Origin of the sequence: Mesorhizobium sp. Cs1299R1N1, from assembly GCF_037179655.1 — a bacterium.
GTDB lineage: Bacteria > Pseudomonadota > Alphaproteobacteria > Rhizobiales > Rhizobiaceae > Mesorhizobium > Mesorhizobium salmacidum.
Map to the genome: position 1 here is coordinate 19232 of NZ_JAPYKR010000020.1, position 23914 is coordinate 43145.

Annotated in this window: 17 protein-coding genes and 9 pseudogenes; 15 read left to right on the forward strand and 11 right to left on the reverse strand. The window is 56.5% G+C overall.

The features are described from left to right. Positions 1–219 precede the first annotated feature (219 nt). Positions 220–342, forward strand: a pseudogene (locus tag O7A70_RS30065) (IS630 family transposase); the annotation flags it as partial. Positions 343–1052: 710 nt separating this feature from the next. Then, complete coding sequence (locus O7A70_RS30070) at positions 1053–1817, forward strand: TetR/AcrR family transcriptional regulator (RefSeq protein WP_337143585.1); 765 nt, start codon at positions 1053–1055, stop codon at positions 1815–1817. A 176-nt stretch (positions 1818–1993) separates the two neighbouring features. Here O7A70_RS30070 and O7A70_RS30075 read toward each other — a convergent pair. Next, positions 1994–2739: pseudogene (locus O7A70_RS30075) on the reverse strand (IS630 family transposase); the annotation flags it as partial. A 1-nt stretch (position 2740) separates the two neighbouring features. Between O7A70_RS30075 and O7A70_RS30080 the strand changes: the two are divergent. From O7A70_RS30080 to O7A70_RS30085, 4 genes and pseudogenes are all read left to right on the forward strand, one after another. Further along, positions 2741–3222, forward strand: a pseudogene (locus tag O7A70_RS30080) (IS6 family transposase); the annotation flags it as partial. 284 nt (positions 3223–3506) lie between these two features. Beyond that, positions 3507–3749, forward strand: a complete 243-nt coding sequence (locus O7A70_RS34280; protein ID WP_442921228.1) for an SDR family NAD(P)-dependent oxidoreductase — start codon at positions 3507–3509, stop codon at positions 3747–3749. Further along, a complete protein-coding gene (locus O7A70_RS34285) occupies positions 3703–4191 on the forward strand; it encodes an SDR family oxidoreductase (RefSeq protein WP_442921229.1) in 489 nt (162 codons plus the stop codon). Before O7A70_RS34280 ends, O7A70_RS34285 begins: the two co-directional genes overlap by 47 nt. Before the next feature lie 367 nt (positions 4192–4558). Then, positions 4559–5662 (forward strand): mandelate racemase/muconate lactonizing enzyme family protein, encoded by a 1104-nt coding sequence (locus O7A70_RS30085; protein ID WP_337143586.1) that lies wholly within the window; start codon positions 4559–4561, stop codon positions 5660–5662. 321 nt (positions 5663–5983) lie between these two features. Here O7A70_RS30085 and O7A70_RS30090 read toward each other — a convergent pair. The 8 genes and pseudogenes from O7A70_RS30090 to O7A70_RS30125 all read right to left on the reverse strand — a co-directional run. Further along, positions 5984–6259: pseudogene (locus tag O7A70_RS30090) on the reverse strand (transposase); the annotation flags it as partial. 145 nt (positions 6260–6404) lie between these two features. Further along, a pseudogene (gene istB, locus O7A70_RS30095) lies at positions 6405–7150 on the reverse strand (IS21-like element helper ATPase IstB). A 15-nt stretch (positions 7151–7165) separates the two neighbouring features. After that, on the reverse strand, positions 7166–7507 hold the full coding sequence (locus O7A70_RS30100; RefSeq protein ID WP_337143587.1) for a hypothetical protein: 342 nt from the start codon (positions 7505–7507) through the stop codon (positions 7166–7168). Between the two features lie 92 nt (positions 7508–7599). Beyond that, a pseudogene (locus O7A70_RS34290) lies at positions 7600–7800 on the reverse strand (Mu transposase domain-containing protein); the annotation flags it as partial. A 346-nt stretch (positions 7801–8146) separates the two neighbouring features. Then, positions 8147–9139: a tyrosine-type recombinase/integrase gene (locus tag O7A70_RS30110; protein WP_337143589.1), complete on the reverse strand. Its 993-nt coding sequence runs from the start codon at positions 9137–9139 to the stop codon at positions 8147–8149. Beyond that, the gene (locus tag O7A70_RS30115; RefSeq protein ID WP_337143590.1) at positions 9136–10002 is read right to left on the reverse strand and encodes a tyrosine-type recombinase/integrase; all 867 of its coding nucleotides are present in this window, start codon (positions 10000–10002) and stop codon (positions 9136–9138) included. Before O7A70_RS30115 ends, O7A70_RS30110 begins: the two co-directional genes overlap by 4 nt. A 124-nt stretch (positions 10003–10126) precedes the next feature. Then, the gene (locus tag O7A70_RS30120) at positions 10127–11395 is read right to left on the reverse strand and encodes a site-specific integrase (protein WP_337143591.1); all 1269 of its coding nucleotides are present in this window, start codon (positions 11393–11395) and stop codon (positions 10127–10129) included. 155 nt (positions 11396–11550) lie between these two features. Further along, positions 11551–12192 (reverse strand): annotated as a pseudogene (locus O7A70_RS30125) (helix-turn-helix domain-containing protein); the annotation flags it as partial. A 315-nt stretch (positions 12193–12507) separates the two neighbouring features. Between O7A70_RS30125 and O7A70_RS30130 the strand changes: the two are divergent. The 6 genes and pseudogenes from O7A70_RS30130 to O7A70_RS30155 all read left to right on the forward strand — a co-directional run bounded on the left by O7A70_RS30130 (position 12508) and on the right by O7A70_RS30155 (position 18231). Continuing rightward, a complete protein-coding gene (locus O7A70_RS30130; protein ID WP_337143593.1) occupies positions 12508–13155 on the forward strand; it encodes a TetR family transcriptional regulator in 648 nt (215 codons plus the stop codon). Between the two features lie 611 nt (positions 13156–13766). Continuing rightward, positions 13767–14543 carry an SDR family oxidoreductase gene (locus O7A70_RS30135; protein ID WP_337143594.1) on the forward strand — a complete coding sequence of 259 codons (777 nt, stop codon included), beginning with the start codon at positions 13767–13769 and terminating at the stop codon, positions 14541–14543. 80 nt (positions 14544–14623) lie between these two features. Next, positions 14624–15523, forward strand: a complete 900-nt coding sequence (locus O7A70_RS30140) for a 3-keto-5-aminohexanoate cleavage protein (RefSeq protein ID WP_337143595.1) — start codon at positions 14624–14626, stop codon at positions 15521–15523. A gap of 97 nt (positions 15524–15620) precedes the next feature. Beyond that, positions 15621–17108 carry a carnitine 3-dehydrogenase gene (locus O7A70_RS30145; RefSeq protein ID WP_337143596.1) on the forward strand — a complete coding sequence of 496 codons (1488 nt, stop codon included), beginning with the start codon at positions 15621–15623 and terminating at the stop codon, positions 17106–17108. 137 nt (positions 17109–17245) lie between these two features. Next, a pseudogene (locus O7A70_RS30150) lies at positions 17246–17560 on the forward strand (transposase); the annotation flags it as partial. 20 nt (positions 17561–17580) lie between these two features. Next, positions 17581–18231, forward strand: a pseudogene (locus O7A70_RS30155) (MFS transporter). A 98-nt stretch (positions 18232–18329) separates the two neighbouring features. On the opposite strand, the gene O7A70_RS30160 reads toward O7A70_RS30155, so the two are convergent. Together O7A70_RS30160 and O7A70_RS30165 are read right to left on the reverse strand one after the other, a co-directional pair. Further along, the gene (locus O7A70_RS30160; protein ID WP_337143597.1) at positions 18330–19094 is read right to left on the reverse strand and encodes an SDR family NAD(P)-dependent oxidoreductase; all 765 of its coding nucleotides are present in this window, start codon (positions 19092–19094) and stop codon (positions 18330–18332) included. A 632-nt stretch (positions 19095–19726) separates the two neighbouring features. Further along, complete coding sequence (locus O7A70_RS30165) at positions 19727–20062, reverse strand: oxidoreductase C-terminal domain-containing protein (RefSeq protein ID WP_337143598.1); 336 nt, start codon at positions 20060–20062, stop codon at positions 19727–19729. A 386-nt stretch (positions 20063–20448) separates the two neighbouring features. Here O7A70_RS30165 and O7A70_RS30170 point away from each other — a divergent pair, with 386 nt between their 5' ends. From O7A70_RS30170 to O7A70_RS30180, 3 genes are read left to right on the forward strand one after another with little or no spacing between them, the layout of a single operon-like run. Continuing rightward, positions 20449–22020 carry an ABC transporter substrate-binding protein gene (locus O7A70_RS30170; protein WP_337143599.1) on the forward strand — a complete coding sequence of 524 codons (1572 nt, stop codon included), beginning with the start codon at positions 20449–20451 and terminating at the stop codon, positions 22018–22020. 24 nt (positions 22021–22044) lie between these two features. Further along, on the forward strand, positions 22045–23001 hold the full coding sequence (locus O7A70_RS30175) for an ABC transporter permease (RefSeq protein WP_337143600.1): 957 nt from the start codon (positions 22045–22047) through the stop codon (positions 22999–23001). Between the two features lie 33 nt (positions 23002–23034). Then, the gene (locus O7A70_RS30180; RefSeq protein WP_337143601.1) at positions 23035–23892 is read left to right on the forward strand and encodes an ABC transporter permease; all 858 of its coding nucleotides are present in this window, start codon (positions 23035–23037) and stop codon (positions 23890–23892) included. The last annotated feature ends 22 nt before the right edge of the window (positions 23893–23914 follow it).

Below are 23914 nucleotides of genomic sequence, written 5' to 3' on the forward strand. Positions count from 1 at the left end.
GAATGGGGAAGCAATGCATCCAGCGGGGCGACCGGGCGGCGCTGAAGCGGTTGCTGGCGGTGCTGCGCGACGCGGGTATGACTGCACCTGAGCCACTGCCGGGGTTCGTCGCAGAGGATCAGGTATTTGCCGGGTTCAGCAATCGTCTGCTCAGGAACGCCCGCTGGCGTGAGATTCCCATCCGGAAACGTCAAGGGGGCCACATAGGTGGATATTACGCTGCGCGCCGAAGCCGAGCGCACAATCAAGCCTCTGTGGAATGCCGTCGGCCCGCTTCTCGACAAATTCCCACCCGCCGAATGCGAGGACTACTTCAAGGCCGCAGGATATGACCCGGATTAAACCGGACGCGCCAGCCGCTGAACGCAGCGATTGTCAACGAGCGGATTTGAACGAGACCAAGCAGCAGGCGTCGCTTTTGCCAACAGCCGCGCATCACGTGCAGCTGATGTGCTGCCCAGAATATCTCGTAATTAGCTAGCCGCCTTCAATAGCATGTTAACAGTTGAATGAACGCTCTGAATTGTTACAGAAATGTTACGATCGGAAGAAATTATTGCACTTGTATAACTTAACATTTACAAATGAGGTCTTCCTGAAAGTGCCTGCCACTGCTATTCTTCTTGTCCATAAGGTCAGTCTAGCTTGGTGACCCAGTCAGATATCGTCGCGGAGTGTCACTGGCTTATTACGGAGGATTTTATGCGGGACTGGCGTCGCCTAAACCAAGATTTCCTCGCTGATCCCGTCGAGAGCTGGATATATGTTTCTGCGAGATGGGTCCAACCGAGTGCCTCCAGATAGGCTACTGGAGTCTTTGTCTGGCGCTCCCTGCCACGTCAGCCGCCTGATCATCGAGGAACCGACGAACTCGGAAGCGTCGTGCTTTGGCCTGGTCGATCGCCATTAGCGAGCAGGTGATGGAGCATTCAGGCACGATCTCAAACGTGCTACGAGTTTGCGCTTCGTGGCCATCGATGGCCTCGGTCGGAAAATCGGTGCGGCCACGACATTGAAATTTGCCGCTCAGGTAGAAAACCGTCTGGAAGGCTATGCCAAAGATTATTGATGTTGAGCTGACCCGACTTCGTATCGCCAAGGCAGCCGGTAAGGCGATAGCTGCAAAGGGCATTTCCGCAGTTACGATGGCCGATATCGCCAACGCCGCGGGCGTAACGACGGGAATGATTACTCATTACTACGAAGGCAAGGCGGACATTATCGCGGCTGCCTTGCGCGTCCTCTTTCTTAACATGGAACGCAAGATCGCACATCTGCTGGAACAAGGGGAAACCAATCTGGCGGTCCTTCTTGACGCTGCGATACCAGCGTCGAAATCTCATGTCGAGGATAGTGTAATCTGGGTTAATTTTTGGGGCGTCATTGGCACCGATCCTGACTTTTATAAGCTCAATGCCACGCTGCACCGCGAGGGAAAGAAGATCTATGACCAAGTTATCAGGGCGGCTTGGCCGGAGAGCGAAGAGTGGCCAACGGACGTCTTTGAGACTGCACTGTGCTCGATCGTTACATTTGTGTTCGGGCTGAACGCCGGTGGCGTGACAAGTTGTGCCGTTTGGACAGCTTCCGTTCTGCGCTCCCAACTAGAGATACACTCGAGGATGGTTCGATATTGGGCACAAAAACAAGCGCTTATGCGCTATAGAGGCGAGTTTGGCTCAGGAGCAATTGATTCTTCTCATATGTCTATAGAGGGCCAGGAACTCGGCTCGCCGCAAAGGTGTACATCTTCATATTCCGGAGTGTGCCCCTGCTCATTGTTCCTTTCCTCTTTTACTGGGGTCTGCCACGGGTGACGATCTGCCACGAGTGACCTGGTTGCGAGGAGCTTTTTGGGATCTGGTCTTAATCTCACCGGTCCTGACCGCAGTCTTCGTGCTGATCAGTAACAACGCCGCGTATCTAGGGAGATGATCCGAGGTGACCTCAGGAGGGCCCGCAGGAATATTTTAGAAGCCGCCGCATGGCAAAAACGCATGCCGATTGATGTGATGGTCTCGGAAGCTGCGAGGAGTTTCTGCCAGGCGTCGCAGGCCGCATTGATGATACCGTCATAGCTGTCGAAGACCAGTTCTGGCGCATATACTGCCAGACGTTCTCGAGCGGGTTCAGCTCCAGCGCGCGCGACGGCAGGAAGATTGGGGTGATGTTGTCCGGTATGCTGAGGTTTGCGGTGGTGTGCCATCCGGCGCGATCCATGACGAGTACGGCATGGGCGCCCTTTTCGACATGGCGGCTGATCTCGTTGATATGGAGTTGCATGGCGTCGGTATCGGCAAACGGCAGTGCGAGAGCCGCCCCGGTACCACGTGCTGGGCAGATGGCGCCGAACAGGTAGGCGCCCTTGTAGCGCTGGTCGGCCGGCTGTCGCGGCCTCGTGCCGCGTCTGGCCCACTGCCGTACAATCCCGTTCTTCTGGCTTGCGTCGTCCTGAAACCAGATCTCCACCTTCCTGCGCGGCGGCACGTCGCAAAGATGCGCCTTCAGCGTGCGAGGCCAGTTTTTTGAATTCCTCGATTATATGGGCATCCTGCGCCGGATGACGCGGCCGCACATTCATGTGGGAGAAGCCGAGCTTGTGCAGCAGCTTCCCGACATAGCGAAGTCATAATCAATGCCGAAGCGGTCCTTGATGGCTTTCTTCAGGTCGATCCGCCGCCAGCGAACGACGCCATCGACGGCACGATCCGGGCCCTTCTCCACAAGCGCGGCGAGTTGCCGAAACGATGTCTGGCACCTCGACGAGGTCATCATCGCCATCGCCGGCAGGAAACACTTGGCGTGGCGCGCCGTCGACCAAGATGGCTATGTGCTCGACGAAATCGCCCAGAATCGCCGCAACACCAAAGCGGCCAAGCACTTGCTGACGCGGCTGCTGAAGAAGGAAGGCGTCGCGCCGAAGCGCATGATCACCGGCAAGCTGCGCTCCTATGGAGCAGCCAGGCGACAGGTGATGCCGGACGTCGAGCATCGGTCGCACAAGGGATTGAACAATCGAGCGGAGACTGCACATGCCGCTGCGAAAACGGGAGTGGATGATGCAAGGCTTCCGATCCCCAGGAGCACTGCAACGCTTCGTTTCGATCGAATCGGCTCTGAGCAATTCTCCTCGTCCCGCCCCGCTCAAAACGCTCCGCTCTCGCTACACATATTCACCGCCTGCAGGCCATGACGCAATTGAAAGGCCGTGGCCGTGGTTAGCTGACATCAGCGCCGCAGATCTCAACGTGTTTATATTCAGACCACGTGACATCGCCGAGACTGGCAACGGTCAGAGGACCGCTCCCAAACCGCGGCGACCAACTTGACGGTGATCTATCCATTATATAACATCCATGCTAAATTAATGGTCGCTGTTGCCGACATAATGTCGCTTTGCCGGACAGTTCCTCGTGCGGATTAAACGTCAACGACCGGCTGTGATCGGGAAAAGCGTCACAGCAGCCCATCTGCAAAGAAATAAGCTAGAACCTGAAAGGACACACATGATAAACGTTGATCTGTGCAATAAAAAAGCCATTGTCACGGGAGCAGCCTCTGGCATCGGTCTTGCGACTGCGACAAGGCTAGCAAGGTGCGGAGCTAGTGTTGCGATGAACGACCTTGGCACAAACGAGAAGCTGGGCGCGGAAGTCGCAAGATTGAAGGGCGAAGGCCTCGAGGTGTACAGCGCTCCCGGTGATGTCAGCCAGCCAGAATCCGCAGCGCAAATTGTCTCACCTGCCTAATCTGCTCGGCGGCCTTGACTATCTGATTAATAATGCAGGTGCTCCGGCACGAAATTGCCGATGCTCTGATACCCGCGTTCTGGAGGAAGATGCTGGATGTGAATTTGTTGAGTGCATTTTGGATGACCAAGGCCGCTCGTTCCGCACTGGTCGAACGCCAAGGCTCAGTAGTCAATACGGTGTCAGCAAGCGCATTTGCGAGACATTTGGCCAAGGCTCTGGCGCCCCGGGTGAGGGTCAACGGGATAGCACCCGGAATGGTAATTCTCCTTGGGAATGCTCATTCGGAGACCAGGAGGAGGATGCGCGAACGGCCGTTCCGCTTCAGCGCGTCGGTCAAACCGATGAGTACAACGAACTCATTGCTTTCCTTGCGGCGGGCGCGCCGTATATAACGGGCCAGATTATAGTAGCGGATGGTGGCGTGCAGCTTTTGGAATGATGGAAAAAACAGGACCGATCCAGGCAGCCCTGCTCGTGCACGGACGCGGGCCCTTTAGCCGGAGACCCAAGTTCGACCTCGGAACCCTATACACTTACCACGATCCTCTACCGCTGCGGCACGCGAAATCCTGGCAAGCGTAGATGAAGGTCAAGCTTGAACGTACCTTCTGGGGGAAGATCCTCCTTTCTTCACGCAATGACGGTAGCAAGCCGTCCAGTGACAGTTTCGGTCGAATCCACACCTTTGGTCATGAACTCTTACTTATGTGGGCGGCCATAAATACTAATTTGAACGAGCCCTGCTATTTCCTGTAAATAAGGCAGATTGGCTAAACGCGACCAAGACGGCGTCTGGAGTTTTAGCAATGAAAATTAAGCGCATCCGCGTTTTCGAGAAAAAGCTATCTATCCCAGGGGGGGAGGTCAAAGTTGGACAGGCGACACTTTCAGAACTCGACTCCACAATAGTCCAGGTTACTTCAGAATGCGGCGCCGTCGGCTGGGGTGAGACTTGTCCAGTTGGTCCAATTTACGGCCCGAGCCATTCGCTTGGCGCACGTGCGGCCATCATGGAAATGGGTCCGGGTCTAATTGGCGCGTCCCTCAGTCCGGTTTTGCTGCACCGTAAAATGAACTCCCTACTGAATGGACATTCCTACGCGAAGGCAGCGTTCGATATAGCGGCACACGATCTGATCGGCAAGAAAACGGGAATGCGGGTTGCAGATCTTCTCGGAGGTGCAGCAACGGAGCATGTTCCTTTTTACTTTTTTGTTGGCATTGGCGGAGTTGATGAGGTTGTCCGTTCGGTTAAAGACGCTCAGGCCGAGGGGTATGTTCGCATCCAGACAAAGATTGGCGGGCGCCCGGTCGAAGAGGACATAGAGGTAGTTCGGAAGGTCGGTGAGGTTTTGAAAAAGGGTGTGCGTTGGGCGGTTGATGGGAACAGAAGCCTGCCTGTACGAGATGCGATTTTCTTGAGCCGTCAATGCCAAGATCTCCAGTTTGTCTTGGAGCAGCCCTGCAACACAATCGAAGAGATTGCAGCCTTGCGTCCTAAAGCGCAACATCCAATATATATTGATGAGAGTGGTGTTGATTTAAGCACGGTTGTTCGGGTTATTGGATCCGAGCTCTGCGATGGTTTTGGAATGAAAATTACACGGATCGGAGGTCTGCAACCCATGGCAACCTTCCGAGATATTTGTGAAGCCCGCTCCATGCCTCACACCAGCGACGATAGTTGGGGTGGCGACATCATTGGGGCGGCATGCGTGCACCTCGGCGCTACAGTTAAACCAAGCTTGTTTGAGGGTTGTAGTTGGGTGAACGAGATACTGGATGAAAGTCACTATGATCCAAATAGTGCACTTCGTGTTATTGATGGTCATGTTCTGCTCCCCGCCAGGCCGGGCCTAGGTCTGGAAATTGATGAAACAATGTTCGGCGCCGCTATCGCAGATTTCTGAAATAGAGGGGTTTTCGGACTGTTGGAGTAAATATGGTGTCTAGCAGGCTTCTCTGATAGGGGTCGTTGAGGTCAAGCTCCTGATATTTTTCCGGATCTTGTCGCCCCGCGGGTCACTCGCTTCTCTTCGCGGTCGACGTTAGGCCGCCGCATGATGGGGTCAGTAGAGCGCGGTGTCTCAATCTGTTGAACGACCTTGGGAGAGTTCGTCCCAGGATCGTGCCTGCTAACGAGATCACCTTGCCCATCGTCCCCACGGGAATCCGGATCACACCCTTTCGGGCTGAATCAACTCCTTCTTCGTTGGTCCGTTATCCTTGTTTCATGCCGATACGTGGCCCGGCGCCTTGCCGAAGCGGAATTCTGTTGCATCGCTCCACATACGATGCAGGATGACGGCGAGCTTGCGGGCAACAGCAACTCGGGCACGGGCCATACCGTGCCGCTTGGCCACGTTCATGCCCCACGCTCTGAGGCTCGACTATTTCTTGCTGCGCACGAGCAGCGAATGGGCCGCTTCATAGAGCGCGGTGCGGGCAAGCTCGTCGCCACATCGGCTGATCTTGCCCTGAATGTCGGTCTCGCCGGACTGATAGTGCGTATTCCAATGATACCGGACAGTGATTCCGAAACGAAACCGGACGCCTATTCCGATCGATACCGGACGCGATTCCGAGGCGAAGCCGGACGGCTTAGAGCGCCTCTGGGTCGTTTTTGATATTTGTCGACGAAGTCGTTTTCGGTCAAGCAGGAGTTGCGTCTGGGACTGGCAGGACTTTGTGTTTGCGCATGCTTTCGCCGGAAAGTTCGATGCGGTAGGCGTTATGAACAAGGCGATCGAGAACGGCATCGGCGATGGTCGGATTGCCGATCATGTCGTACCAGTGATCCACGGGAATTTGACTTGTGACGATGGTGGAACGCTTCTCGTAGCGATCCTCGACGATTTCCAGGAGATCGCGGCGTTGCTCGTCGTTGAGCTTCTCAGGCCCCCAATCGTCTAAAATAAGCAAATCGATTTTGGCCAGGCTCTTGAGCAGCTTCGCGTAACGGCCGTCTCCGCGGGCAAGGGTGAGCGTGGCGAAGAGGCGCGGCACACGGTGGTATGCGACCGAAAGGTCCTCGCGGCATGCCTTGTGGCCGAGCGCGCAGGCCAGCCAGCTCTTTCCGACGCCGGCCGGAGCAGGCTATGGCGCTGTCTGATCCAGTCGCATGTCCCCAGGTTCATGAAGAGATTGCGATCGAGGCCGCGAGTTGCACGGAAATCGGCATTCTCGAGCTGGGCGTCATGACGTAGTCTGGCGGCTCGCGCTCTGGCCTCGAAGCGCTTCTGACGGCGCGTTGTCGCCTCCCGTTCGAGCAGGAGGGCAAGCCATTCGCCGTGCTCGAGGGCTCTTGCCTCCGGTTGCATCTCCAGTTCCCAGAAAGCGCTGGCCATGCCGGAAAGACCGAGGTCGCGCAGCATGTCGATGGTGGGGTTGGTCAGCATCGTTGATTGTTTTCCTTAGTGAAAGTAGCCGGGGCCACGAAGATTGGCGTGCGCGCCGACGGCGGCAGGTTCGGCGGTGTGCCTGGGCGCTTTGTAGGTTTTGATGAGGGCGCTGATGCTTTTGCAGTTCAGGCCGCCGATCTCGAGCGCACGGGCCGAAACGGCTTCGGCCTGCGCCGTGTCGATCACCTGGTAAAGCTTGAGAACGCCAAGGCATGTTCTGAAGCCCTGTTCCGGATGCGGCCGGCTGGCAAGGATGGCGATGACGAGCCCCTCGGTCTGTGGACCGATCGAGCGAGCCCAGCGCCGGAAGCGCTCCGGCGACCATTCCGCGTAGCGGCGGTGCGAACTGGGCATGTGGTCCGGATCGGTTCCGAAACTGTCCCCACATAGCGGCGCTGATGGGCAGCGACGCGTTTGCCCTTGAAGAAGATCGCGATCGTTCGGCTCGTCGCCCGGACATCCACCTGCTCTCGAATGAGGCTGTGCGGTACGGAGTAGAAATAGCGCTCGAACTCGACATGATAGTCTGTCGATACACGCGCCAGCCGCCACTCGGCGAACTCGTATTCCTCAGCTGGCAGCACGGCGAGCGCTGGACGTTCCATCGTCTCGAACAGGTCGCGACGGCACTGGCCAAGTCGGCGCATGACGTGGGTGTTGATCCGCTCGACAGCCTCCCGGATTGCGGCATTGGCTTCGTCCAGGGAAAAGAAAGTCTGGTTGCGCAGCCGGCCGAGAATGCAGCTTTGAGCGAAACGGACGCCGCTTTCGACGCCTCGGCCGCGCCGGCACAACCCCGACACCGTAGTGGGAAGCCATCATGCCGAAGCTGCGATTGATCTCTGGATCGTAGAAGCTCGACCGGTTCACGCCAGACTTCAGGTTGTCGGGATTTTGTGTCCGACGCCATTATGTGACCGGCAACGGGTTTGAGCCGGTCTTCGAAGGTGGGCCGCGGGCGAGAGGACACATAATGCGCTACAGCGAGTTGAGTCAGTTGAGGAGGGTTTTATCATCCTTCCAGGCAACACGTGGTCGGTGCACCGTTGAAATACCTGAACCACTCACTTCGCAGGCGCGCAGCGCCTCGGCTTTGGCACGCAGCGTCAGCTCGGCATAACGGTTTGTCGTGTCGAGACTCACGTGCCCGAGCCAACTGCGTATGACATTAACTTCGACACCGGATTCCAGTAGGTGGCAGGCAGCGGTGTGCCGGAATAGGTGCGGGCTGACTCGTCGGGATTTTGGCCCGTGTGTATCGAAGGATGCGCCGTGTCGTCGGACCATCTTATAGATCCCGAACCTCGTTAGAGGACGAGCCTTCGGAGCGCAGAAGACTGGCTCGCCTGGCGCTGCGCGACGCGGAGCCAGCATTGCCTGGATATGCTTCACTGTCTCATCCCAAAGCGGGCAGGTCCGCCACTTGTCACCTTTGCCGTGCAAGTGGACTTTGGCCGGCGGCTTGAGTTCGAGGTGCTCGATACGAAGATCGGCAACTTCCTGTACCCTCGCGCCGGTGTTGTAGAGGAAGAGCAATAGTGTGTGGTCGCGCAGCGCGAGATGCCCTTGCCGAGGCAGCGAACGAAACAAGGCCGCCACCTCCTCCCGCTCCAGGAAGTGCGTATCGGGAAGTGATGTGCGCTTGACGGGGATTGCCGCGACTTGCTGACAAACCGCCAGCATCTCGGGTGCACGCACAGCGAGGTAGGCAAAGAAGGTGTTCAGTGCAGCGCGACGTTGATTGCGAGTACGTACCGAGTTGCCGCGTTCTTGTTCCAGATGCTTCAGGAACGCCAGACTCCGTTCGAACGTCAGATCATCAAGGGCCAGCGCAGTAATTCTGCGGCCACGCTGCTCGGACACGAAGCACAGGAACAGGCGGATCGTGTCACGATAACTGCGGATTGAACCGAGCCGCAGCCCCTTCTGTACCGGGAGATGATCGGCAAAAAATGACTGGACCAGTGTACCGAGGGAGAGGGTCATGACCGATCCTCCCCGAGTGTTGCCGCGGCAAAGGCACGGAAGCGTCGGTTGGCGTGTTCGAGAAGCTCCTGGGTCGGCGTCAGATACACCGCAGTGGAACTGATGTCGCCGTGCCCCATGAAAGTCGAGAGTGCAAGAAGCTTTGTCTGAGGATCCAGGCCGAGCCTGTACCAGCGCGTGAGTGTGCCAATGGCAAACGAGTGTCGAAGGTCGTGCAGACGTGGGGGCGAAATGCCAGGTGGGATCCTCAGGTTTAGGCTCGGGATCATAGCGTGAAAGGTCTGGCTGATGGTCCCAGGATTGATTGGGCGACCTCCGCGCAGGCAAAACAGCGGCTGATCGTCCGCGGTACTGGTTGCCAGGGCCGTGGTCTGGCGTTGATGCAGATGCTGCCCCAGGAGCGCTCCGAGCTTCGGCCCAAATGGAACGAGGCGGCTCTTGTAGAACTTGGTCTCCCGGAGAACGAGCAGCCGCCGTTCCAGATCGACGTCTTTGAGGCATAGGCGGCAAGCCTCGCCGACGCGCAACCCCAATCCGTAAAGGACAGCGAACAGTACGAAATACGTGTTGCCACGCTCGATCGTACTGCCGTGGTTCGGAAGCGCCTTGGCAAGAGCGAGCAACCGATTGGCTGCGTCTGTGTCGAAGATAAATGGCGTGCGCTGATATCTTCCGCGCCGTGGTGGGGATCTCAACGGTGTCTGGGCGAGCTTCTCGTGGTCGACGAGATACGAGAAAAGTCGCCCTACCGTACAGCGCAGGTGGTTATAGCTTCTCGGGCGCGACCTTGGACGCGAGAGGAGAAACTCATCGACCAGTGCCGGGGTTATCTCGGCAAGGCCACCAATGTTGTTCTTCGACAAGTAGGCATCGAACAGCGCGAGCGCGTCTTCTCTTCGGCATCATAGCGCCGTCGCAACGAGCGCTTGTGGGCGAGGAATTGCTCAATCTCGTTGCGGAGAAAACTCTGGAATCGTCCATTGTGGCTCACAGCACGTCCTCCCCATTGCCGAGTGCAATCTCGCGCAGCTGTTCGACAGCGATCTTCCCGTAGATCTGGGTGGAGGAGGCGCTGCGGTGGCCGACGTAGTCGCCGATGTGCTTCAGCGGAAAATTGGCGTTCAGCAGTCGCTGCACACAGCTGTGACGTAGGACATGGGAACCGGCGCGTGGCACGCTAATGCCGGCTTTGCGGATGAAATGAGCGGCGCGACAGACAACCGCCGCGGAGCCTATCGGGGCATGTGGAGCGCAGCAGCGCATAAATACCTCGCGACATGTCGTGGCAGGTCGCCCGTTTTTGAGGTATTCGATGATCGCACCCCCCACCGCCGCCGAGAGCGGATAAGTGGTGGTATTGCCTGCTTTGCGATCCCGGATCTTGAGCCGTTCGTTGCGCCAGTCAATGTCATCAAGCGTGAGCGTGGCGACCTCCGCAGCCCGCAGTCCATAGGTTGCAAGCAGCATCATCATTGCGTAGTCGCGCTTGCCGGAGGCGGACCGTCTGTCGATGCCGGCCAGCACCTGCTCCACCTGTTCCCAACTGATCGATCGCGGAACACCAGCGTGCCGGTACGACTGTGGAAACTCGACAAGCGAACTGAGATCCTTGGCCAGAACCCCCTCACGATGGAGGTAGCGCAGGAAGACCCGTAGCACCCCGCAGGCATTGCGCACCGTCGACCAGGAAACGCGGGGCGGAGCGTATTCGGCAATGAACCCGCTGAGCAGGGTGGGCGACAGGTTTGCGAGGTCGCCGACGCCGATGCGCTCAAGATAGGTTGCGAACTGACGCAAACTAAATCGGTACTGGTCTATCGATCTCTGACGAAGCCCCTTCTCTTCGGTCAGGTACTTCAACAACCCCGGCGCCTGACGTTCGAACGGGTTGTCCGGCTTATGGAGACGACCCCGGCCAACGTAGCCGGTGACCGCCAGCCTCAGCATCTGTCGAATGGGATTGCGGACTTCATTGCCGATCCGCTTGCGTCGCCGGCCGGAGCGTCGTCTAGCATGCTCGCCAATCCACGCTTGCACGAATGGCTCGACGTGATCAGGTAGGTTCTTAACTTCCCGGGCTCCACGAGCTTTTGCGAACTCGCCGAAACTCACGACGATGGGAATCCGGCGAAACACGCTGCGATCGGCATAGCGGCGTTCTGCCATCCAGGCGACGTATTGTTCGACTGTGGAGGCAATCCAGGAACCTTGAATGCGATCGATAGTAGCAGGGCGGATGTAGTACTTCTCCAGCATGATAATCTCCTAAGGAAACAACGAGATCACCATGCCATGAGCGCTCCGTTATGTTGCCACTGGCACAACGATAATGTTCGCAAACGCGGGTGTTAACTGCGTTCGTCACATAATGGCGTCGGACACAAAAGCTCGATTTTGTTCCCTGGAACAAAATCGTAGACAATCAGGCGCGGGACGCCGCCAAAGAAGCGGAACATGCGCACATGCGAGCCAATCCAGTCCGGCAAGGTCTGGCTCCAGGTCGCCTCGGCAAAGGCGTAGCTCGATGCGCCGAGTACCCCGAGAAAGATCTCGGCCTCGCGGATCTCGCCGGTCTTGCGGTCCACGATCGGCAGCTTCTTACCGGAATAGTCGACGAATACCTTGTCACCGGCGACATGCTTCTGGCGCATCGTTGGCGTCAGGCGCCGCTCGAAGCCTCTAAACAGGTCACAGAATCTGCTGTAAGCGTAACCTTTAGGATGAACGGCCCGATACTCCTCCCACAGGATCGACAGCGTCACGCCCGGCTTCTTCAGTTCGACCGTCAGTGCTCCCCAGTCGGGCTCGGCGCGTCGGCGTATCCCTTGTTTGACGCCATGACGGGAGAAGAGCCGATGTTCGAGAACATCGTCAGTCAGCTCCGCAGGCAATGGCCAGGAAAGCCCGGCGGCAGTCGCTCGCTCTATGTTGTCCTGCACCGTACTGCGGGCGATTCCAAGCATGGTGGCAATGTCGCGAACGCTTATGCCGTCCGCACTTAGTCGAAGCAGTTGTCTCAATTGTCTCATGGTCAGCCTTCTTCGCTTCGGCATGCATCTCTCCTCTACCGGCGAGGAGATGCATGCCCAGGTTGCTGACCCAAAGGCACTATCCAGGCTTCAAAACTGTCCGGTTTTTAATCGGAATCGCGTCCGGTCAATTCTCGGAATCGCGTCCGGCTTTTGATCGGAATGCCGTCCGGTAAATCGTCGGAATCTGCAATCGGCTGCGCAACCCCCACCAGCTCCGCCGATCGCCCGTTGCTCACTCCGCGCCCTATGGCGTATCATCAACATTGATGCCACAGTCAGAAATGGGTGCCGTCGACTTTGAAACTGCAGCTCAGGTAGGAAACCTTCTGGAGGGCTATGCCAAAGATTATTGATGTTGAGCTGACCCGACTTCGCATCGCCAAGGCAGCAGGTAAGGCGATAGCTGCAAAGGGCATTTCCGCAGTTACGATGATCGATATCGCCAATGCCGCGGGCGTAACGACGGGAATGATTACCCATTACTACGAAGGCAAGGCGGACATTATCGCGGCTGCCTTGCGCGTCCCTTTTCTTAACATGGAACGCAAGATCGCACATCTGCTGGAACAAGGGGAAACCGATCTTGCCGTCCTTCTTGACGCTGCGATACCAGCGTCGAAATCTCATGTCGAGGATAGCGTAATCTGGGTGAATTTTTGGGGGGTCATTGCCGCCGATCCCGAATTTCACAAGCTCAACGCTACGCTGCATCGCGAGGGAAAGAAGATCTATGACCAAGTTATCAGGGCAGCTTGGTCGGAGAGTGAACATTGGCCGGCGCACGTCTTCGAGGCTGCGCTCCGCTCGATTATTACATTTGTGTTCGGGCTAAGTGCGGGCGGAGTGACAAACCGGGCGGTCTGGACAGCTTCCGTTTTGCGCTCCCAACTAGAGATACACTTGGGCATGGTTCGAAATTGGGCGCAACAACAGGCGCTTATGGCTTGCGATAACCAGAATAGAGTCAAAAAAATAAAAGGATAGGTTACCCGCGCTGGCGCTACAGTTGGTGGGCCCGGATTGCAGGCCACCTTGACACGGGAAATTTTGCTAAGCCAAGTCGCAGGCTGAACTGGCCCCTGCACCTGTTACCTGACCGGCGGCGGGAGAGTGCCGGACTGGGGTTCATTATAAATAACAGTCAATACGCCAAACGCCTACCGCGCCGACCACTAACCTAGTTGACGAGGTGGTCTAGATCCGCACCTCCCCAGGATACTCCGCAGCCTGCGTACCCCTCCGGTGAGGCTTTGCCGGAGGGTTACCAGCCTGCGCGAACTGGGTTATTGAAACGCCCGTCACTTGGCGGAAACGTCAGGAAACCAACTCACTAAGCCGGCCGTGAACGAGATGCCCCATTCGTCTTCAGCGCCCAACCCTCCATCGGGACTGGCCAGGAAGTGACTGCTAAATCTGAGAAGGATGGACCTAGCCGCGCTTGACGAGCGTCGTCTTAATATATAATGGTCATTTTATTTCCGAGGGCCGGCGATTGGGACCAAGCCATCCCAGTATTCATATTCGTCTCTTTTCGCAAGTATCCCCACGAAGCGGGGGGAGCGAACAGAACTCTTGATGTAAAAAGGACAGGATAAATGGATCTGGGGCTGGAGAACAAGCGTGTTCTGATTACGGCAGGTGCTGCCGGTATTGGAAGGGCTGTAGCAGAACGCTTTGCTGCCGAGGGAGCAAAAGTGCTCGTCTGCGATATTGATTCCGCGGCGATCAAGAGCGTTCAGCCCGGCACTGGTATCGATGCGATCGCCGCTGACGTTTCGAGGTCAGAATCGGTCGCTCAGCTTTTCGAGGAAGTTGATCGCCGCCTGGGCGGACTGGATATCTTAATCAATAATGCTGGCACCTCTGGTCCGTCGAAGCCGGTTGAAGCTGTGACTGACGACGAATGGAGGGCGACCCTCGCCGTAAATCTGGATGGCGCCTTTTACTGTGCTAGAGCAGCCGTGCCGTTCATAAAGGCGGCCGGGGGCGGATCCGTCATAAACATGTCTTCAACCGCTGGCTTCTTGCCTTATTCGCTGCGCTCTCCTTATTGCACCGCTAAATATGGCGTTATCGGGCTTACCGACGTCATGGCAATGGAGTTGGGCCAGCACAACGTCAATGTCAACGCGATTTGCCCGGGTGCTGTTGATACACCCAGATTGGAACGGGTGCAGCTTATGGCGGCGCAATCGCGCGGAGTGCCAATTGAGCATATCAAGCAGGCAGAGCTCAAACTGTTTTCGATGCGAAGACTGGTGAGCGTCCATGAAATCGCAAGCATAATTCTATACCTTTGCGGCTCTCATGGCCGGATTATTTCTGGACAGTCTATCGCGATTGACGGTCAAACGATATCCTCTGAATACTGAATGACAACTGGTTTGATCAGTGCGGCAGCGTGTTAAATCGCACCGCCGATGATACTTGTGCTAGCCTAAGGAGAAGATCAATGGCGCTATCAATGAACCGAGAAGTCTTTATCACTTGTGCCGTGACCGGCTCAGGTGATACCGCGCCGAAGTCTCGTCACGTACCACGTTCGCCGAAAGAAATCGCAGCGGCGGCTGTTGAGGCTGCAAAGGCTGGTGCCGCGGTTGCTCATATCCATGTCCGCGATCCTGAGACCGGGGCGCCGTCTCGGCGGAACGACCTTTACAAGGAAGTGGCAGACCGCATTCGGCAGGCGGAAACCGACATCGTGCTCAATTTTACAGCAGGAATGGGCGGCGACCTGATATTTGGTAGTGTCGAGCAGCCGTTTCCACTCTCTCCAGCTAGTGACGTTGTGGGCGCCTCTGAACGCTTCAGCCACATCGTCGAATGCAAGCCAGAGATTTGTACGCTCGATTGCGGCTCAATGAATTTCGACCTTGGCGATTTCATTATGGCGAACACGCCATCGACACTTCGCGCGCTGGCCAAGATGATGACTGATTTCGGTGTTCGTCCGGAGATCGAAGTTTTTGATACGGGACAGTTGTGGCTCGCCAAGCAACTTGTCCAGGAAGGCTTGATTGAAAACCCTGTGTTGGTCCAGCTTTGCATGGGAGTCCCGTGGGGTGCCCCTAATGACCTCAACACATTCATGGCGATGGTGAACAGCGTCCCCCCGGATTGGACCTTTTCCGCCTTTTCGATTGGACGTGACGCGATGGCTTACCCGGCGGCGGCCGTGCTGTCAGGGGGCAACGTCCGCGTCGGGCTCGAAGACAATCTGTATGTTGCCAAAGGTCAGTTTGCAACCAACGGCCAGTTAGTCGAGAAGGCCGTCAACGTCGTCGAAAATATGGGCGCCAGAATCATCGGCCCCGAGGAAGTCCGTCAGAAACTTAAACTAACCAAGCGGTAAGGGCATGCTTCTAGGACAGCAGGTCATCGCGACCTGCTTCCTCGGAATATGCTCATCCCAGACTCAATGAACTGGCAATTCGGAAGGTAAACCACAAATGGGTACGATCAGTAGTGCGGCTTGTATTGGGGGGGGCACTATAGGTGGAGCTTGGGCTGCGCGCTTCTTGCTTGCCGGCATCGATACCAGGATCTTCGATCCACACCCGGAGGCTCAGCGGCTCTTGTCAGAGGTTCTGGCGAATGCCAGGCGCGCGTATGGGATGCTAACGAGCGCGCCGCTCCCCACCCAAGGCACTCTAAGTTTCAGTGATTCTCTCGAGGGCGCAGTGCGAGGCGCAGAGTGGATTCAAGAGAGTGTGCCGGAGAAGCTCGATCTCAAGCGCAGCGTGCTGGCCCAGATCGACGCTGCCGCCAATCCCAAGGCGTTGATTGGCTCCTCGACTTCTGGCCTGATGCCGACCGATCTCCAGCGCGACATGAAGCATCCAGAGCGCATGTTCGTCGCTCATCCTTACAACCCCGTGTACTTGCTCCCGCTGGTCGAGCTCGTTGGCGGGAAGAAAACCACGAGAGCGGTACTTGATAACGCCAAGGCCAAGCTTGCGACTGTCGGCATGACGGGAATGATCATCAACAAGGAAATTGAAGCCTTCGTGGGCGACCGACTTCTGGAAGCCTTCTGGCGTGAAGCCCTCTGGCTAATCAAGGACGACATCTGCGATACCGAAACGCTTGATAACGTAATGCGCTACTCGTTTGGTCTTCGCTGGGCGCAGATGGGCCTGTTCGAGACGTACCGCATCGCTGGCGGTGAAGCTGGTATGCGCGACTTTCTTTCCAAGTATGGTCCTAGCCTTTCTTGGCCATGGACCAAGCTGACCGATGTCGTCGACCTCGACGCCGGCCTTGTTGAAAAGATCGCGGCCCAGTCTGACGCCCAGTCGGGCCAGCGTGGCTTTCGAGAGCTCGAACGGATTCGTGATCAGAATCTGGTTGGAATCCTGCAGGCGCTAAAAGCCGGTGATGAGGGACGTGGCTGGGGTGCCGGAAAGTTGCTGGCTGACTTCGAGGCGCATCTATGGAAGGCCGCGCCGAAACTTCAGGCCAATCCCAGTAACGAGCCATTGAAACTTCTCGAAGTGAATGTTCCTTCCGCTTGGATCGACTATAATGGCCACATGACCGAATACAGGTACACCCAGTGCTTCGCCGACGCGTCGGAGGCGCTTCTTCAAATGGTCGGCGTCGACACGGACTATGTGAAAGCCGGCCACAGCTACTATACGGTGGAGACCCACATTAGGCTCGTTGCTGAGGCAAAGCTTGGGGACGCATTATATGTCAAAGCGCAACTCCTGCCGTCGGACGGCAAAAAGATCCATACCTTCATGTGGCTATATCGAGCTTCCGACGACACCCTACTGTCGACTTACGAGCACTTACTGCTCCATGTTTCGTCAAAGGAGAGTCGCTCAGTTCCCCCGCTGCCAGAGGTGATGAGCAAGCTCAAGCCTCTGATCGAGGCGCACGCAGTGCTCCCGGCTCCCGATGGGGCGGGACGGTCGGTTGGGCAGAGGAAGTGATCTGTCGCGCGTAAACTCGCGGACGGGCGGATTTTCCTTGCGGCGCTGGATTTGGGCCGGCAGTGGCGTCAGTGTGCGGATCATCAATCGAACTGGCTTAGGCGAGCGGCAAGCTTAATAACCGAGTCGTCGTATCCATGCCTTTCAAGCACAACGCCAGCCGCCGCCGTCGCATTGGCAAGATAAAATTCAGGGTGACGAACTGGCAGGAGTATGAGGCGGGACTTTGGCGGCGCTGCAGCTTGACCTTGTGGCTGACCTCGGAGGTGATCGCCATGTGGATTGCCCCATGCCGATCGACGCCAGGCGGCCAGCCCCGCTATTCTGATCTGGCGACCGAAACCGCCTTGACGCTCGGCCTGGTGTTAGGCCTGCGGCTGCGCCAGACGGAAGATTTGCTTGGATCGGTGCTGCAATTGATGGGCCTGGATCCCGGCGTGCCCGACCATACGTTTACTTTTATATGATTTAGGTGTCGAGCCTGGGCTGGCTGTTTCAGACTGTTGCCATCAGCTGGCTCATGGCAACCATCTCAAGCTCCGAAGTTATGGTCGCCCTGGTGCAGGCCGCCACGACGCTGCCCGTCTTCCTATTGTTGATCTTTGCCGGCGCCATTGCCGACAATTTCAGCCGGCGCCCTGTCATGGCGATCGGCTGGTGCGTGATAGCATCGTCGTCGATGATGCTGACCGCGTGACCGCAGTTGTGGGGATCGGGTTCTACACCCACGCGGCTGATCCTCGCATGCAGCTGTCTGGCCGGATGCGGGGCTGCTTTCACCGATCCGGCTTGGCACGCTTCGGTTGGCGACATTTTGCGAAAGCGCGAAGTTCCCGCCGCCGTCACGTTGATCTCGGTCGGCTACAATGCCATGCGAAGCGTGGGTCGCGCATTCGGTCGCGTCGTTGTCGCTTCCTTCGGACCGCTGATGGCCTTTGCCCTGGCGACGCTGACCGATTTCGCGATGCCTTGGGCCATTGGCCTCTGCAAATGGAGCGGCTGGTCTTCGCCTCTTCCGCGAGAGCCTTTGACCCCCGCCATTCATGACGGCGCGCGTTTCAAGGCGCTGTCGGGAGAGATCAAGGCGGCAATCGCGCGCGGGAACGAACTCAAAACTGGATAAAAACTGAGGGCAAGGTCAGCGGTCGAAATTGAGTCTCGCCGCTAAAACTAAGGGTTGTTACCCTACACGAGCAGGGCCTGCTTGGCTCGGTTCTTCCATCATCCCAAAAGCTGCACGCCACCGTCCGCTACCACAATTTCGCCCGTTATGTACGGCGCGCCTGCCGCTAGGAAAGCAATGAGTTCAGCGTACTCATCGGGCTGACCGACGCGCTGAAGCGGAACAGCCGTTCGCGCATACTCCTCTTGGTCTCCGAATGAGCATTCCCAAGGCGAATTTACCATCCCCGGCGCTATGCCGTTGACCCTCACCCGCGGCGCCAAAGCCTTGGCCAAATGTTTTGTGAGATGAACCAGTCCTGCCTTCGCGCAAGCATACGCCGTGCTACTGCCGTTACACGCAAATGCGCTTGCGGATACCGTATTGACTACTGAGCCGTGGCGTTCGACCAGTGCGGTACGAGCAGCCTTGGTCATCCAAAATGCACTCATTAAATTGACATCCAACATCTTCTTCCAGAATGCGGGTGTCAGAGCATCAAAATCGTCGACAGGGATCGGCAATTTCGTGCCAGGAGCTCCTGCATTATTAATCAGATAATCAAGGCCGCCGAGCTGAACCAGGGCAGAAGAGACAATCTGTGCGGCGGAGTCTGCCTGGCTGACGTCACCGGGCGCGCTGTACACATTAAGGCCCTCGCCCCTTAATCTTGCTACCTCCGCGCCCAGCTTCTCGTTTGTGCCGAGGTCGTTCATCGCAACACTAGCTCCGCACCTTGCAAGCCTGGTCGCAGTCGCAAGACCGATGCCAGAAGCCGCTCCCGTGACAATGGCTTTTTTGTTGCGCAGATCAAAGTTGATCATGTATATCCTTTCAAGTTACTACCTACTTCTTTTCAGATCAGTGGCTGCTGACGCTTTTTCAGTTCGCAGCCTGTTGTTGATGCTTAATCCGCACGAGGGGCTGTCCAGCAAAGCGACATCATGTCGACCAAATCATTTATATGGAATGGATGTAATATAATCGATAGCTCACAGTCAAGTTGGTCGCCGTGGTTAGCGAGCGGTCCTCTGAGCGTTTTGCCGTTGATAAGTTCGCGCTGACTAGCAGGTCGGACGACTTGCGTCTCTGCGCTGATCTTGTTCGGCATGAGATTGAGCAGCCAAACCGCAACGGGCGGATATCCTGCCGTATAGCTTCCGCCTCGCGTATGACCAGGACGCTCTTGTGCTTCTAGAGTTCGGCGGGCGGGAGATCGTCGGAATCTTGTTCGGCATGCAAAAGCAAACGTTTGCCTTCGAGCTTTTATGTAGGCGGCGGCAAACTTGAGCCGTATGCCGAGTTTGTCCGCTTGCGATTGGCCCAGACCGGCGAACTGACACTGGATGGGACTTGCGTCTGAAGCTGGAGGGGCGTGGGGGGCGTGAATCGCCGCACCGCAAGCCTGCGGCTTTCTGACTCCGTAGTATTAGAGGAGTTTCCGGTCTTGTCACCCTCAGCTCTTGGCACGCGTTACCTCCTTGATCGCGGGGAGCAGTGACTTCAGATCGACTGAAACGTCGCTGACAAGCGATAACTGAGGCGATATCCCTATCCCGATCAGGCGCTTGCCGATCATGTAGGTCCGGGCGTCGTTTATTGCGTCGACGCCCAGAAGGATGTTGCCCTTGTAGTACCAGAAGCTGGCAGCCGCACCTTCGCTGGAGCGCGTGATGATGCGTTCATAACCAGTGTTCAGTCCAGTGATCTGAAGCTTAACGTCGTATTGGTCGGACCAAAACCAGGGCTTTGCCTCATAGGGTTTCCCGGCGCCGATCATATTCTCGGCCACTAGTTCGGCATGGTCGATCGCGTTACCTACGCTTTCGAGCCGGATGCGGCCGCCCTTGTATGGAAACGACGCGCAGTCGCCTGCGGCCCAGACGCTCGGGTCCGAGCTCCGACCATATTGGTTCGGCTTCTGCGATGGATAACCCGGTCCGGCCGCTGGCGACTTAACAGCTCTCCATCATCACATAAAGTCATTGGACGCATTACATTTTTGGGCGCTTCCTAACGCTTTGAGATGTGTTACCCCAGTGCCGTGACGGTGAAGAGCCCCGCACATGCTGAAGCATCCATGCGGGCTTGGCAGAACGTTTGTCTATCTGGTTAATGCGACGGGCTCAACACGCTTCGCGTTGTCCCAGCAACTAGAAAAACGGGAGGAGAACTACTGTGAGCGAATGGGGTAAAATGATTACGCCAAACCGAAGAGAAATCCTTAAATCCGCGGCCGGAGTCGGCGCTTTGGCGATCTCGTCGTCGACCGGAATTCTACCAGTGTTCGCTGAAGATCCCGCCCCCAAGAAAGGCGGCCACTTCAAAATTGGGATCGGAGGAGGTTCGCCTTCCGATTCCCTCGATCCTGCAACCTACACGAACTCATACACAGAATTGTTTGGCAAGACCCTGCATGGCTATCTTACACAGATAGACGCTGACGGGAAGCTTGGCGGCGAGCTCGCCGACTCTTGGGATGTGACGAAGGACGCCAAAACCTGGACCTTTAAGCTGCGGAAAGGCGTCGAGTTCCATAACGGCAAAAGCCTGGATGCCAAGGATGTCATTGGTTCGATGAATCACCACCGCGGAGAGCAATCTAAATCAGCCGCGAAAGGCATTCTTGCCTCGGTCGACGACATCCGTGCGGACGGTCCTGAGACGGTCGTTTTCGCCTTAAAAGAAGGGAACGCAGACTTTGCGTATCTTCTTGAGGACTTCCATTTGGCCATTGTCCCGGTGAAGGATGGAAAGGCGGACGTGTCCGGAGTTGGAGCCGGAGGCTATGTGCTCGATCAGATCGACTACGGCGTCAAGGGCACAGGCAAACGATTCGCCAACTATTGGAAATTGGAGGCCGCGTGGTTTGACTCCTTCGAGGCTCTTTCCATCCAAGATGCCACGGCGCGCACCAATGCGTTGACGACGGGGCAAATCCACGCGATGGACCGATGCGATCTGAAAACACTCCATCTATTGGAGAGGAATAAAGATCTGGAGATTACATCCCTCGCCGGGACCCAATTCTACTTGCTGGCCATGCTTTGCGACGTCGCCCCGTTCGACAACGTAGACGTGCGACTGGCGTGTAAGTATGCGATCAATCGGCAGCAACTTCTAGACACCTTGCTGCAAGGACACGGAAAACTTGGTAACGATAACCCAATCGGGCCTGCGTATCGCTATTTCGACAAGGATTTGCCACAACGCGAATTTGACCCGGATAAGGCCCGGTTCCATCTGAAGAAGGCTGGCTTTTCGGAGTTGAAAGTCAGCCTGTCTGCCGCAGATGCTGCATTCGTTGGCGCAGTCGACGCTGCAGTGCTTTACCAGCAGGACGCCACCAAAGCCGGCATCAGTATTGATGTGGTTCGCGAGGCTAATGATGGCTACTGGGACACGGTTAACATGAAGAAACCGTTTTCCGCGAGCTACTGGCTAGGCCGGCCTACCGCTGATTGGATGTTCTCTATGGGTTATGCCGCTAATGCTGCATGGAATAACTCTCGTTGGAAGAACGCCCGTTTCAATGAACTGCTGGTGACCGCGCGGTCCGAGCTTGATGACAAAAAGCGTCAAGGGATGTACTCAGAAATGCAAAGCATTTGCAGGGACGATGGCGGAGAGGTGATCCCGGTCTTCGCTAACAACGTCAACGCGCTGTCGAAGAAAATCGGCCACAAGAAGATCGCTCCCAACTGGGATTTGGACGGGTTGCGTTGCGTAGAGCGGTGGTGGTTCGCCTGATGCTTGACTTGACGCAGCGTTGAGATGGCTTCGATCTCTAAGATTATCGGTCAGCGCGTCGCTTTGGGCGCGCTGACCCTATGGATTGTTTCTCTGATTGTATTCGCCGGAGTACAATTTCTGCCCGGTGATATAGCCACTGAAATGCTTGGGCGGTCAGCAACCCCCGAGACAGTAGCCGCATTCCGCAAAAGTCTTGGCCTGGACCTGCCCCTTTATCTGAGGTATCTCCATTGGCTCGGAGACGTGCTCCAAGGACATTTGGGAACGGCGCTCTCCAACGGCCGGGATATCGGCGAACTGATCCGACCAAGGTTATTCAACACTCTGTTCTTGGCGCTAGTCGCCGCTACGTTGGCGGTGCCTCTAGCTCTGTTAACCGGCCTACTTGCGGCGCTTTATCGCAACACATTCCTTGATCGCATCATCAATGTTTTTACGCTTACCGCGATTTCATTTCCGGAATTCTTCATCGCGTATATCCTCATCTTAGTCTTGGCGGCGAACGCTGGCATCTTCCCCAGCCTTTCTGATGTTGATTCCACGACCAGCTTTGCCGGGCGCCTAAGTGCTGTCGCCCTGCCTGCCCTTACTCTAACGCTGGCGGTTCTGGCCCATATGGCGAGGATGACGAGAACGGCGATCATCAATCTGCTTTCAAACCAATATATTGAGACAGCGCGGCTGAAAGGCCTGCCAGAATGGAGAGTGCTTGTTCGACATGCGGTGCCAAACGCTTGGGCGCCGATCGTCACAGTGATTGTGCTCAATTTGGCATACCTGATCACTGGGGTAGTCGTTGTCGAAGTCGTGTTTGTCTACCCGGGCCTCGGGCAATTGATCGTCGATTCGGTACAAAAGAGAGACATTCCCGTTGTACAGGCCTGCAGTCTGATCTTCGCGGCAACTTACATCCTGCTCAATCTCACGGCCGACGTCGTGTCGATCATAAGCAATCCGCGCCTTATGCATCCGAAATGATGGGCCCTCGTGAACAGCCGATGAGTGAAGCAAATGGCAATCATTGATCCGCGAGCAATTCTTATATCAACAGCCAGGGGGGTTGCCTCGGCGCCCCTGAGTGCAAAGTTCGGGATAGTAGTCCTGGCGACATACGTCCTGGCGGCTTTGTTGGCCCCGCACATGACTCCTTATGGTGAAGCCGAGATTGTCAGTGCGCAATTTGAACCATGGAGTTCCAAGTTCTGGCTTGGCACCGACAACCTGGGGCGTGATATGTTAACACGACTTGTATTCGGTGCTCGCAACACGATCGGCATCGCGTTTTTAACGACTTGCGTCGCGTTCGCCATTGGCGCCTCCGCCGGCTTGGTAGCTGCCACCTTTGGGGGATGGCCTGATCAAATCCTGTCGCGTCTGGTGGATGTTCTGATGTCCATACCACAGCTGATCTTTGCGCTGCTGCTGCTTTCCATTTTCGGCACCTCCGTCTCCGCGATGGTTCTCGTCATTGCTGTGCTGGACTCGACGCGCGTTTTTCGGCTCACTCGGGCCGTAGCGATCAACGTTGCGGTTTTGGACTATGTCGAAGCGGCAAGGCTCCGCGGTGAAAGATCAACCTGGATCATGACACGCGAGATTTTGCCGAACATAGCGCCTACTCTTGTAGCTGAGTTCGGCCTCCGGTTTTGCTTTGTATTCTTGCTAATTAGCGCGTTGTCATTCCTTGGACTTGGAATGCAGCCGCCTACAGCCGATTGGGGTTCGATGGTCCGTGATTCCGCAGGCTTAATTTCTTACGGTGACATAACTCCACTTCTTCCAGCCGGTGCAATTGCTCTACTGGCGGTAGCAGTAAATTTAGTTGTGGACTGGTTCCTGCACTCAGCAAGTGGGCTAAAAGAGGAGTGAGCTCGCTCGCGAGCGCTGACCT